11 protein-coding genes are annotated in these 13330 nt (G+C 45.5%); 9 read left to right on the top strand and 2 right to left on the bottom strand.

What is annotated here, in order from left to right; translation table 11 throughout:
- Nucleotides 1–151: 151 nt before the first annotated feature.
- Nucleotides 152–1567 carry a diguanylate cyclase gene (locus MYB54_RS07810; protein WP_040033970.1) on the bottom strand — a complete coding sequence of 472 codons (1416 nt, stop codon included), beginning with the start codon at nt 1565–1567 and terminating at the stop codon, nt 152–154.
- A gap of 209 nt (nt 1568–1776) precedes the next feature.
- Here MYB54_RS07810 and dsrB point away from each other — a divergent pair, with 209 nt between their 5' ends.
- Nucleotides 1777–1980, top strand: a complete 204-nt coding sequence (gene dsrB, locus MYB54_RS07815) for a protein DsrB (RefSeq protein WP_014915927.1) — start codon at nt 1777–1779, stop codon at nt 1978–1980.
- A 156-nt stretch (nt 1981–2136) separates the two neighbouring features.
- On the opposite strand, the gene MYB54_RS07820 is transcribed toward dsrB, so the two are convergent.
- Nucleotides 2137–3858 (bottom strand): methyl-accepting chemotaxis protein, encoded by a 1722-nt coding sequence (locus tag MYB54_RS07820; RefSeq protein WP_248721779.1) that lies wholly within the window; start codon nt 3856–3858, stop codon nt 2137–2139.
- A gap of 309 nt (nt 3859–4167) precedes the next feature.
- Here MYB54_RS07820 and MYB54_RS07825 point away from each other — a divergent pair, with 309 nt between their 5' ends.
- The 8 genes from MYB54_RS07825 to MYB54_RS07860 all read left to right on the top strand — a co-directional run bounded on the left by MYB54_RS07825 (nt 4168) and on the right by MYB54_RS07860 (nt 13319).
- On the top strand, nt 4168–5100 hold the full coding sequence (locus tag MYB54_RS07825) for a DMT family transporter (protein ID WP_039520120.1): 933 nt from the start codon (nt 4168–4170) through the stop codon (nt 5098–5100).
- Between the two features lie 819 nt (nt 5101–5919).
- Nucleotides 5920–6270, top strand: a complete 351-nt coding sequence (flhD, locus tag MYB54_RS07830; RefSeq protein ID WP_014915924.1) for a flagellar transcriptional regulator FlhD — start codon at nt 5920–5922, stop codon at nt 6268–6270.
- Nucleotides 6271–6273: 3 nt separating this feature from the next.
- Entirely contained in the window at nt 6274–6852 is a 579-nt protein-coding gene (gene flhC, locus MYB54_RS07835) for a flagellar transcriptional regulator FlhC (RefSeq protein ID WP_005970730.1), read from the top strand.
- Between the two features lie 134 nt (nt 6853–6986).
- Nucleotides 6987–7874 carry a flagellar motor stator protein MotA gene (gene motA / locus MYB54_RS07840; protein WP_014915923.1) on the top strand — a complete coding sequence of 296 codons (888 nt, stop codon included), beginning with the start codon at nt 6987–6989 and terminating at the stop codon, nt 7872–7874.
- Entirely contained in the window at nt 7871–8926 is a 1056-nt protein-coding gene (gene motB, locus MYB54_RS07845; protein WP_014915922.1) for a flagellar motor protein MotB, read from the top strand. Before motA ends, motB begins: the two co-directional genes overlap by 4 nt.
- A 39-nt stretch (nt 8927–8965) precedes the next feature.
- The gene (gene cheA, locus MYB54_RS07850; RefSeq protein ID WP_205542181.1) at nt 8966–10969 is read left to right on the top strand and encodes a chemotaxis protein CheA; all 2004 of its coding nucleotides are present in this window, start codon (nt 8966–8968) and stop codon (nt 10967–10969) included.
- A gap of 31 nt (nt 10970–11000) precedes the next feature.
- Nucleotides 11001–11498: a chemotaxis protein CheW gene (gene cheW, locus MYB54_RS07855; protein ID WP_010279509.1), complete on the top strand. Its 498-nt coding sequence runs from the start codon at nt 11001–11003 to the stop codon at nt 11496–11498.
- Between the two features lie 135 nt (nt 11499–11633).
- On the top strand, nt 11634–13319 hold the full coding sequence (locus MYB54_RS07860) for a methyl-accepting chemotaxis protein (protein ID WP_248721780.1): 1686 nt from the start codon (nt 11634–11636) through the stop codon (nt 13317–13319).
- Nucleotides 13320–13330: the final 11 nt, after the last annotated feature.

A 13330-nucleotide genomic window follows, 5' to 3' on the forward strand; every position in this document is an offset into this window, starting at 1 on the left:
TCGTTGGTTTATCGTTTTCATGCTGTGAATTTGTTCAATGAAGGGGAATTCATCTGTTTGGTGAGGGAATGGTGCAAACCTGCGATGATGAATAGCGGGCTATTCTTTTCAGCTATGGCCTGAAGCGCAGGTTTGCAACGAGATAAAATGATTATTCTTCCGGCGCGTATTCGATCCTGTTTCTGCCGTTGGCCTTGGCCTGATAGAGCGCATCGTCTGCTGCCTTTATCAAGCATTCATAATCGGGATGACCGCTATAGACAGCGATGCCTGCGCTTATGGTCATTGTAACGCTTTCACCGTTTTGAAGATAAATAGGGTGATCCTGGATTTTCTTCCTCAGCCGCTCGATGATGGTGTGGGCGGCGACTTTAGGCGTTTCAATAAGCACGATCATGAATTCTTCGCCGCCGTAACGGAAAACATAGTCGCTGTTCCTCGTGCTCTCATAGAGCACTTCTGCAATCCTTTTCAGGATACTGTCGCCAGCGGCATGGCCATATGTGTCATTCACGGTTTTAAAATGGTCAATATCAATCATGGCGATGCTGAGCGAGGTGTTTGAGTGCATTGCCAGCGATATTTCATGTCTAAGAATGGTTGGCAGGAAGCGACGGTTTAACAGAAGGGTCAACGTATCCTTACCGCTTTCCAGTTTTTGGACTTCGTCAAATAGCGATCCCAGCAGCATATTTATTTTATAAATTTTGCTTCTGACCGTTTTAAGTAGCGGGGCGTAATCCTGCTGTGTCAGTAGTGTGGTAGTACTATGGCCGCGAATGTAGTCATCCGTTTCCGTCATGATTGAGGCGATAGTGCGTATACCCTGAATATTACTGAAACTGGATTTTCCCTTATGGTTAAACCACAGGCCAAACTCCGAATCACTCAGGTCCTGGATACTGGAAAGAGGCGTACCAGTGGCGACACTAAAAATAAAGGCATTTTCCCAATTTAGCAGCGATGCATTTTGACGCTCTCTCTCCATGCTGGCATTTTCCAGAATAGAAAATAGCCGATAGGATTCTTCATTTTTGGCTGCCAGATCGTGCGACTGTGAATAGGTTTTGCTCATTATCTCAATGGCAATATCCATAGAGATAGAGGCAAAACGCATGGCATCAAAGCATAGCGTTTTATCCTCTGCCACCTGTGCGATGTCTTCATAAAGGTGCCATTTTAAACGCCGGGCTCCGCGCTCAACCAGATCGACGGGAATACCAATACGCGCATGAATCTGGCCAATTTTCTTTTGATGATTAATCAGGTCAGCCAGGCGATCTCCGGTATTCGTTAAAATATCCACTATCCATTTGCTCATCGAACCATGGAGTCGATCGTGGACTTGCTGGCTGGAAAGAAACAGGGAAGCATCTTGATCTTGGAGCATGTAGGAGTAGAACGCGTCAGCAAAGTCGGAGGCTTTCTGATCGGCGAGGGTTCGCAGTAGATTAAAAGATTTTTGTGAGGTTGTGGCTATCAATTGCATCCATTCTGATGTTATGACTTGATTGTAGTCTGACTCACCGTTATCTCTCTGTTCATTAACGTTCAATAGTTCGTTCAACTTTTAATCTCTTTTGCGAATATGTCGGATGTACTAGGATAGAAACGATCAATTTTTGCCTGAATAATTGATATGTAATGACAGAGAGGGTCAATATGGCGTTGTTAAAAACAAATAAAATTAATCATTTCATGCAGGTACTATTCCTACCGTAGTCGTAAATGATAATGCTGTTTTTTTGATGTTAGAAGCTATTTTGAGATAAATTTATGAAAGTTAATGATCTGGTTACGGTTAAAACTGATGGAAAGACGCGCCGGGAAGGGACGATTCTTGCTGTAGAAACGTTTCAAGAAGGGATTATGTATTTAGTTGCATTAAAAGATTACCCTGCTGGCATCTGGTTTTTTAATGAGGTTGACAGCAAAGATGGGACGTTTGTTGAGCCAAAGATCTTGCCAGAAAAAGAGTAAAGGGAAACATGCCGATATACGAGCATTGTCCCGCTGAACAATGCTCGCTGTTATACCCGTCATACTTCAAGCTGCATGTGCGTTGGCTTCTCTTACTCACCCCGGTCACCTACTTGAGTAAGCTTCCGGGGCATTCGATTGCTGCTTTCCCCTGTATTAGAACGTTTCCCAGTTACCGTTTTCTGTATTAGCCTGGCGGGGCAGGGCGAGTGATGAACGGTCCTTAGTGGCGAGAGCGTTTGGCCGAACAGGAGCTGAATGGTTATTTGATAAATGGCTGGATAACTTAAATGTCGCAACGGCACGCGTAAGCAATGCTGCTTGCTCTTCCAACGATGCCGCTGCAGCACTGGCTTCCTGCACGAGCGAAGCATTCTGCTGTGTCACGCTGTCCATTTCGGATATCGCTTGACCGACCTGAGTAATTCCCCGACTTTGTTCGTCAGAAGCAGAAGCAATCTCCCCCATGATGTCGGTGACGTTAGTGACGGCATCGACGATCTCTTTCATGGTTTGACCCGCGTTATCAACCAGAACAGAGCCACTGTTGACCAGATTTACCGATTCAGAAATCAGCGTTTCTATCTCTTTTGCGGCTTGTGCACTGCGCTGTGCGAGGCTGCGAACTTCACTCGCTACGACGGCAAAACCGCGACCTTGTTCTCCCGCTCTGGCTGCTTCAACCGCCGCATTGAGTGCGAGAATATTCGTTTGGAAAGCAATGCTGTTAATAACGCTGGTAATTTCAGATATTTTCTTTGAGCTACCTGAAATACTGTTCATCGTGTTCACAACGTTTGCAACGATCTCACCGCCTTGTTTGGCCTTTCCTGAAGCATTTGCCGCGAGCTGGCTGGCATGGTGTGCATTTTCCGAGTTTTGCTTCACGGTTGCGGTTAATTGCTCCATGCTTGCCGCAGTTTGTTCAAGCGCTGCGGCTTGCTGTTCGGTTCGCGAGGAAAGGTCGGTGTTACCGGATGAAATCTCCGTAGAACCTTGATAAATAGAGTCTGCACTTTCCCGAACGGTAGTGACAGTAGTGACCAGAGAAGACTGCATTTGTTGAACGTTGCTGGCTAGCGTGCCAATTTCATTCCTGCCATAACGGTCCGATATTTGAGTCAAATCGCCTTGCGCAATACGCTGAATTCTCAGGACCAATTGATTTATTGGTTTGATGAGGATACTGCGCAGCAGGAAGAACGTCAGAAGCGTTAAAATGGTGGCCAGCGCAAAGCTGCCGCCCATCAACGAATATCCAAGCAGTGCATTTTTATGCGCTGTTTCGTTTAACTCTTTCGCTCTTTGCGTGCGGTAAGCGACAGCCTCTAGCAAAAATTTGTTATAGGCCAAATCTAAAACCCGGGTTTCTTCGGATTCGAGAGTGATGACCTCTTCAAACAGCCCTTCTTTTGCTGCTGTGAGCATCAGCATAAGGCCTTGATTGACATAAGCGTCATAGGATTTACGCAGATCGCCGTCCAACGCCATATCCTGAGGTGTTTTAACCGGGCGTTGTTCATAGACAAGGAAGGCTTTTTTTGATTGTTCCAGACGCTGCTCAGCCTGTTTCAGGTTGTCATTGAAGACCTGAGAGTCGCCAATACGAGCAGCCGCTGCGGCCTGAATGAGCAGCAGACGTGCGGTGCGAAGGTGGTTGGAACTGTTTGAGATCCCCATTCGGGTATCGATTTCTTGTGTGACGTCGTCTAATGACTGATTGCTGCTTTGTAGAAAATAGCTGGATGTGCCGATAGATGCTGCAAATAACAGCATGATACCACCCAGAATAATGATGAATAAGGGAACTAGCCGTAAATTGCTCAGCATGCCGGCCTCGGCGTGCTGCTCAGACCTTGACGTTATTTTCATATCCATTCGCTCATTCTCAGGAATTTATGATTTACCATGCCACTCGCTGCGGCATTGGCGTTTAGGTTTTAGTGTCTACATTAATGACAATTCATTAGCTAAACAACCAATGTAAAAGATAATCGGCATATATTGAGAAACCTTAATCAAATTCGATGCGATCCCGATCACGTTTTTAACTCTTTAAAAAGAAAAGAGAAATACGTGATGCGAAATCATACAGATTGATAATAAAAAATAAAGAGTCTACCTCCTAACTTTATTTGTTTGAGGTTCAACGCTATTATGGCGAATCTATCTTCGGAGGGATTTTTCTTGGAAAAGCGCACGCATTTTTTTTCTGATAAAAAAGTTGTTTTTTTTATCGCCACATTATGCTGTTTGCTCTGGGGAAGTGCTTATCCGGCAATTAAAAATGGCTATGAGCTGTTTCACATTGCAGATAATGATATTCCTGGGAAACTCGTTTTTGCAGGCTACCGGTTCGCGTTCGCTGGGCTGTTGCTTTTGGTACTCGCAGTGTTAAGCGGACGTTCCATCGGGCGGTTTCAGCGTGGGCAGTTAGTTCAGTTGACCACACTGGGAATATTCCAGACATCGTTACAATATGTTTTTTTCTACATCGGTTTGGCTTATACCACCGGCGTTAAAGGTTCGATCATGAATGCAACCAGTACTTTTTTCAGTGTACTGCTTGCTCATTATTTATACCAAAATGATAAATTAAATATCAACAAGCTAATTGGTTGTATATTAGGTTTTGCCGGTGTAATGGTTGTTAATATCAACAGCAACGGAATGAATATTGGTTTTACGCTGTTAGGTGATGGGTTCGTTGTTATTGCCGCATTTATTTTGTCTGCATCTACTATATATGGTAAGCGTATATCACAAACGATGGATCCAACCGTAATGACCGGTTACCAACTGGCTATTGGCGGGATCATTTTAACGATATCAGGGTACTGTACTGGCGGGACACTCATCATACCTGATTGGAAAGCTGTACTGATGCTAGGCTACCTTATTTTGCTTTCTTCAGTCGCTTTTTCATTATGGAGCCAATTGCTGAAATATAATCGGGTCGGTATGGTCGCACCATTTAATTTCCTTATCCCGGTTTCTGGTACGCTGTTGTCAGCACTGTTTCTTAATGAAAGCATTCTGGAGTGGAAATATTTCTTTGCACTGGTCCTGGTATGCTCAGGTATTTGGCTGGTTAATCGAATTGTTAAAAGCGATCGGTAAATGCCTCTGTGCCCCAGCTCACCTATCCCCCTAAAGGTACTGTCTGTAGCGTGATGTTTGAGATCGTTGAAGCCGCGAGTAACGTCATGCTGTAGTGCTTGTACTGAATCCCAGACAATCACTAATTTCTTTAATATCAATACAGTAATGTTTAACCACCTTTTGCGGCGAGAACGGTATGCTTTGTCGTCGTTGCGACTGTGTACTGGCAGAGGATAGATAAATGTTGCTTCATAACATGTGGTTAAGAGTTTTTTGGGTAAAAAGTGTAAGTTTTTCGTGAAAGGTATAAACTTACATAACGGAGTGTGTTCTGGGCTCAAGGGATTTTTTGTATATCTATCATTTATATAGCAAGCAAATTGTTTCTTTTTTATTATTTTCAATGCTCTTTTTTGTAACGTTTAGTGTGCGATTTTGGCGGAAAAATAGGCATAAAAGTGATCTGACCAGACAGGGTTTAGCTCATAATGCTTTCATTTGTGTGATCTGTGTCACATAATGGCCAAAATCATTCTTCCGTCGCGTTGTATGTGCTATGGATTAGGCGGTACAGTTGCGCTGTTTTAGGATTAATCCTATGCTTTGGTTGAAGCGAGTCTTCAGGGTGGAACTAAAAAGCAACGGATGAACGGATTCTCAGCGTGATGCGCAAAGTTGGCAAGTAACGATTGCCCGAATAAGAAATGATAAAGTAGTAACTCGCAGTATCTGGCACCGATAGTTTTTTATGCCATCAATGGAGAGTGATTTTCGAACTGGGCGATATGGTCTATCACCTAACTTATGTTTTAAACATAGCCTGTCGGGATGGGAAATATGGGTACCTCTGAATTACTCAAACACATTTATGACATTAATCTGTCTTATTTGTTACTGGCGCAACGCTTAATTAATGATGAAAAAGCTTCTGCGATGTTTCGTCTTGGAATCAATGACGAGATGGCAGATATCTTGATGCAACTGACTTTACCGCAGATGGTGAAATTGGCAGAAACTAACCAACTGATATGCCATTTTCGTTTTAACGATCACAATACAATCAAAGTCTTGACTCAGGAATCACGTGTGGATGATTTACAACAAATCCATACGGGGATTTTGTTGTCGAGTCATTTATTACAACAGTTAACTTCGAAAGAAGAAAACCTGCCTAAGAAAAGGGCATAAGTAATGGCGGAGAAAAGTATTGTTCAGGAGGCGAAAGACATCCAATTGGCGATGGAGCTCATTTCGCTCGGTGCTCGTTTACAGATGCTGGAAAGTGAAACTCAGTTAAGTCGCGGACGTTTGATTAAACTGTACAAAGAACTTAGAGGAAGTCCGCCGCCCAAGGGAATGCTACCTTTTTCAACGGATTGGTTTATGACCTGGGAACAGAATATTCATTCATCAATGTTCTACAACGCTTACAGTTTTTTAATCAAGAATGGGCAGTGCAGCGGTGTTGAAGCGGTTATTAAATCTTATCGACTTTACCTGGAACAGTGTGCGCCTCAGAGCGATTCTCCACTGTTGGCATTGACGCGGGCTTGGACATTAGTCCGTTTTGTTGACAGCGGTATGCTGCAACTATCGTCATGCAATTGCTGCAAAGGGATGTTCATTACTCACGCTCATCAACCTAAAAACAGTTTTGTTTGTAGTTTGTGCCAACCCCCTTCCAGAGCGGTAAAAAGGCGTAAACTTTCGCAAAATCTTGCCGATATAATACCTCAACTGCTGGATGAACAGGTAAAACACGCAGTCTGAGCCTGTAGCGATTTGTGAATCTATCACTGTTGGTTGTGAAGGCGGTGATAGATTTCTTCCTCTAGAACGTCCTGGCTACGGCTCCGCAGTTTTATCTCTCTTTCCGCCCACCTTTTTTATTATAAGGATTTCTTGTGCTGGTTATATTGGGTTATATCGTAATTGTGGCCTCGATACTCGGCGGTTATCTCATGGTCGGTGGGGCCTTGGGTGCGCTTTATCAACCTTCGGAGCTGCTGATCATCGGTGGTGCGGCGGTAGGTGCTTTCATCGTTGGTAACAATGGAAAGGCGATAAAAGCAACGCTACGTGCACTACCTCTTTTGGTCAAAAGTTCCAAGTACAATAAAGCACTGTATATGGACCTCATGGCCTTACTCTTTAGAGTGATGGCCAAATCCCGCCAGCAAGGCATGCTTTCCCTGGAATTTGATATTGATAATCCTCGCGAGAGTGAAATCTTCTCGAGCTATCCGAATATTCTTGCTGACAACACCGTTGTTGAGTTTATTACCGATTATTTGCGTTTGATGGTCAGCGGCAACATGAATGCGTTTGAGATTGAAACGCTGATGGATGAAGAGATCGAGACTATTGAACATGAAAGTGAAGTGCCAGCGTCCAGCTTGACGATGATGGGTGACGGTCTTCCTGCATTTGGTATCGTCGCTGCCGTGATGGGGGTTGTTCACTCACTGGCTTATGTTGACCGGCCTGCAGCTGAGTTGGGAATGATGATCGCTCACGCCATGGTGGGTACCTTCCTGGGGATTTTACTTGCTTACGGCTTTGTCTCCCCATTGGCCGCGTTGCTGCGTCAAAAAAATGCAGAAAAAATCAAAGTATTGCAGTGCATTAAAGTCACTTTACTGTCGAGCCTTAATGGCTACGCTCCGCAAATTGCCGTTGAATTTGGTCGTAAAACGCTGTACTCAACGGAGCGTCCTTCCTTTACTGAATTGGAAGAACACATTCGTCGTGTGAAATCGCCGACTCAGCAAGCGTCGGACAGTAACGCATGAAACATCAGCATCCCATTATTCGCAAAAAGCGTAAGTCTGGACATGGGGGCCACCATGGTGGCTCCTGGAAGATTGCCTACGCTGACTTCATGACAGCAATGATGGCATTGTTTCTTGTAATGTGGCTTATCGCAATATCTACGCCAATGCAGCTAGCCCAAATCGCAGAGTACTTCCGTACTCCATTGAAGGTTGCATTAACTTCAGGTTCTAAATCAAGCGACAGTTCCAGCCCGATTCCCGGCGGGGGGAATGATCCCACTCAGCAAGATGGTGAAGTGAAAAAGGCCATCAAGACAGATAATGTAGAAAAGAAACTGGACGAGGTTCGACTCAATAGATTGCGTGAACGTCTGGATCAGTTAATTGAGGCCGATCCTCGCTTACGCGCACTTCGTCCACATCTGTTAATTGAAATGATTGATGAAGGGTTACGCATCCAAATCATCGATAGTCAAAATCGCCCCATGTTTAAAACCGGGAGCGCGCAGGTTGAGCCCTATATGCGAGATATTCTGCGTGCGATAGCCCCTATCCTGAACGATTTCCCTAATAAGCTGAGTATCTCAGGCCATACCGACGATGTTCAGTATACGACAGGGGAACGTGGCTATAGTAACTGGGAATTGTCCGCAGATCGTGCTAATGCATCACGTCGAGAGCTTATTTTTGGGGGCTTGTCTGATGGAAAAGTTTTGCGCGTTGTGGGTATGGCTGCGACAATGAACCTCAAACAGGCGACAGGTGGAAACGATGCGATTAACAGACGCATCAGTTTGCTGGTATTGAGCAGACAAGCTCAAAAGGATATTGAAGAAGAAAATGCAGAAAGCTCTGCTGTAAATATAGACAAGGTGGAAAATTTACAAAATATGGAGTTGGATAAGCCTAAACCTACCACTCCGGCTGCCGAAAATAGTGATAACAACAATACGAGTGGAAGTGGTGGGGCATCGCCACAACCAACTAATGGAGTTCCTGCTCCAGAGCGTCAGCAGCCAACCACCGCGTTGCCTGCTGCGCCCGATAGCCAGGCGACGCCTTCTCAATAAGCCGCGATTCACAGCAGAGGTGACCACGTGAGCATGGACATGAGTGCTTTCTATCAAACATTCTTTGATGAAGCAGATGAATTACTGGCCGATATGGAACAACACTTATTGTTGTTAGATCCGTCAGAACCCGACACCGAGCAATTGAATGCGATTTTCCGTGCAGCCCACTCCATAAAAGGAGGCGCTGGCACATTCGGTTTTAAAGTATTGCAGGAAACTACGCACCTGTTAGAAAACCTACTCGATGGGGCAAGACGTGGCGAAATGCGTCTTAGCACTGATATCATCAACCTGTTTCTGGAAACAAAAGACATTATGCAGGATCAGTTGGACGCTTATAAAACCGCACAGGAACCCAATGCTGAAAGCTTTGAGTATATCTGTCAGGCCTTGCGCCAGCTTGCTCTGGAGTCTAAAGCCGATGGTGATGCAGCACAGCCTGATGCGTCGGTTGCAACACCGCCCTCTGCTAGCCCTGCATCTAACGGTGTAGGTAAAGGTGAAATGCGTATCGCATTAACTGGCCTGAAGTCTCAGGAAATACCTCAGATGCTGGAAGAGCTTGGCAATCTTGGGACGGTTAAAGATCCTCACCAGACTGACACTAGCGTAGAAGTGACATTGGTCACGTCTGAAAGCGAAGACGATATTAGCGCGGTACTGTGTTTTGTACTTGAACCTGAGCAAATCAGCTTCAAATCTGCTGTGGCCAGCCAACCTGTTGTCGCAGAAGTCGTAGAGACATTGGCTGTAGTTGAAGCACCCGTCGCCGCCGCTCCAGTGGCCCCGTCTGCGCCAGTTGCTGCAAAACCGCAAGCTGCACCGGAAAATGGAAAAAATAAAGCAAAAACCGGTGATACCAGTATTCGTGTAGCAGTTGAGAAGGTTGACCAGCTTATCAACCTCGTTGGTGAGTTAGTGATTACGCAGTCCATGTTGGCGCAGCGCTCAAGCGAACTCGACCCTGTGGCACACGGCGATCTGCTCAACAGTATGGGGCAGTTGGAACGTAACGCCCGCGATCTGCAAGAATCGGTTATGTCCATCCGTATGATGCCGATGGAATATGTATTTAGCCGTTTCCCTCGATTGGTTCGTGACCTGGCTGCGAAATTGGATAAGCAGGTTGAACTAACGCTGATGGGGAGTTCGACTGAGCTGGATAAGAGTTTGATTGAACGTATTATCGATCCTCTGACGCACCTGGTGCGTAACAGCCTCGATCACGGTATCGAATCTCCAGATAAACGCGTAGCTGCAGGTAAGTCTGCAGTGGGTAACTTGACGCTTTCTGCAGAACATCAGGGTGGTAACATCTGTATTGAGGTTATCGACGATGGGGCAGGGCTCAACCGCGAGAGAATTCTGGCTAAAGCCTTGTCTCAAGGTTTGGCTGTGAATGACTCGATGTCTGATGAAGAAGTGGGCATGTTGATCTTTGCTCCAGGCTTTTCAACCGCTGAGAAAGTCACGGACGTTTCTGGCCGTGGTGTCGGCATGGACGTGGTGAAGAGAAATATTCAGGAAATGGGTGGTCATGTCGAAATCCACTTCCAGGCTGGAAAAGGCACGACGATCAGAATCCTGTTGCCATTAACGCTTGCGATCCTTGATGGCATGTCCGTTAAAGTTAACAACGAAGTCTTTATTCTACCGCTTAACGCTGTGATGGAATCCTTGCAGCCGCAGTCGGAAGACCTGTATCCGTTAGCTGGCGGAGAAAGGGTATTGCAGGTTCGTGGTGAATATTTACCTCTCGTTGAACTGTTCCATATCTTTGATGTGGATGGCGCTAAGACGGATGCTACTCAGGGTATTGTCGTTATTCTGCAAAGTGCGGGTCGACGTTATGCCTTGCTGGTCGATCAGCTGATTGGGCAGCATCAGGTCGTTGTCAAAAACCTGGAAAGTAATTATCGCAAGGTGCCAGGCGTTTCAGCCGCTACTATCCTTGGTGATGGCAGCGTTGCGCTGATTGTGGATGTTTCAGCGTTACAAGCGCTTAATCGTGAAAAGCGTGCGGTTGAAACTGCTGCTTAATAAAACAGATCGTTAATAAAGGGTGGAAAACATGACTGGACTTGCAAGCGTCACGAAATTAACTGGCGAAACAGTAGGACAGGAATTCCTGATTTTTACGCTGGGTGACGAAGAGTACGGCGTTGATATTTTAAAAGTACAAGAAATTCGCGGTTATGACCAGGTAACGCGTATTGCCAACACACCTTCCTTCATTAAAGGTGTCACCAACCTACGCGGTGTCATTGTACCTATCGTTGACTTGCGCATTAAATTCGCCAAGCAGGATGTTGAATACGATGACAACACGGTTGTTATTGTTCTCAACCTTGGTCAGCGTGTTGTCGGGATTGTTGTAGATGGCGTGTCTGATGTGTTGTCATTGACCGCAGACCAAATTCGTCCCGCACCGGAGTTTGCTGTAACGCTGTCAACAGAGTACCTGACTGGTTTGGGCTCTCTGGGCGAGAGAATGCTGATTCTGGTTGATATCGAGAAACTGTTGAGTAGCGAAGAAATGGCGCTGGTTGATAGCGTATTGAAAGTCTAATCTATCGGCCTCCAGGGGCTACGAAAGTGGCCCCGAAAACCTTCCTTAGTTATATCCTTGTCAGTTCAGAAATTCGTAAAGATATCCAGAATAATGCCGATATCATCGGTGGTTGGTCTACTCAAAAGGCGTTATATGTTTAACCGTATCAAAGTTGTTACAGGTCTGATGCTTGTACTAGTGCTGTTTGGAGCACTTCAGCTTATTTCTGGTGGTTTATTCTTTAGTGCATTAAAAAATGATAAGGATATCTTCAGTTCAACGCAGATTATTAACCAAAAGCGTTCCGAGCTTGATTCAGCATGGTCATATTTATTACAGACTCGTAATACGCTTAACCGCGCGGGCACACGTTTTGCACTCGATGCAAGCGGTACGGGGGCCGGCGTTGGCGGTAAAGAGCTTCTTACATCTGCTGAAAAGCAACTCGCAGTGGCAAATGATTATTTCATTCGATATGAAAAAATGCCTCAGGATGCACGGCAGGATGACAGTATTTCTCGTGGTGTAAAAGAAAACTATGTCGCTCTGAATGCTGCATTGACTGAACTGATTCAGTTTTTGAATGCAGGGGAATTTAAGAAATTTATTGAGCAACCAACTCAGCGCTTTCAGGATAATTTTGAAAAAGCGTATTACGTCTACAAAGCAGAAAACGATAAACTTTATCAGGCTGGTATAGCTAAAAATGATGCTGCTTATGACTCGGCGCTCTGGATCCTTGGCTTCATTATCGTGTTGGTTTTTGCGCTAGCGCTGATTTCCTGGGTTGGTATTCAACAGCTATTAATAAGGCCGCTAAATAATATTGTTGAACATATTCGTCATATTGCGAAAGGCGATCTGACAAAAACGACTCACTTTCACAGCAGCAATGAAATGGGCATTTTGGCTGACAGTATTCGCCATATGCAAAGTGAGTTTGTTTCAACGGTTAGTGCGGTTCGACAAGGTGCTGATGCCATTTATACTGGTGCTACAGAAATTAGCGCTGGTAATAACGATCTTTCATCGCGTACCGAGCAACAGGCTGCTTCATTAGAAGAAACGGCAGCAAGCATGGAACAGTTGACCGCAACAGTTAAACAGAATGCGGAAAATGCTCGTCAGGCCAGCCAGTTGGCGCTGAGTGCCTCAGAGACGGCGCAGAAGGGGGGCAAGGTCGTCGATAATGTCGTCAAAACCATGCACAATATTGCTGGAAGTTCGCAAAAAATTGCCGATATTACTAGTGTGATTGATGGTATTGCTTTCCAGACCAACATTCTTGCGCTGAACGCGGCGGTTGAAGCAGCCAGAGCAGGAGAACAAGGCCGTGGGTTTGCGGTTGTTGCGGGTGAAGTTCGTAATTTGGCACAGCGTAGTGCTCAGGCTGCGAAAGAAATTAAAAGTTTGATTGAAGATTCTGTCAGCCGAGTCGATGAAGGTTCTGTACTGGTTGAAAGTGCGGGCGAGACGATGGGAGAAATCGTCAGTGCTGTCACTCGTGTAACGGATATTATGGGTGAAATCGCCTCGGCTTCTGATGAGCAAAGCAAAGGTATTGATCAGGTCGGCCAGGCTGTAACTGAGATGGATCGGGTTACGCAGCAAAACGCCTCCTTGGTTGAAGAGTCTGCCGCTGCGGCTGTTGCATTGGAAGAACAAGTGAAAGTGCTGAATCAGGCTGTTGCCGTATTCCGCCTCTCTGAAGATGCGGGTTCGTTTAGAAGGATGACACCGGCGACAGCGGGCCAAAAACCTGCATTGCTAGCTTCATCAGCGAATAGCGGTAAGAAAGCAAAAGAAGGTTCATCAAATGATAATTGGGAAACGTTCTGATCAGAATCGTG

It is taken from the genome of Pectobacterium nicotianae, assembly GCF_023272715.1.
Taxonomy (GTDB): domain Bacteria; phylum Pseudomonadota; class Gammaproteobacteria; order Enterobacterales; family Enterobacteriaceae; genus Pectobacterium; species Pectobacterium brasiliense.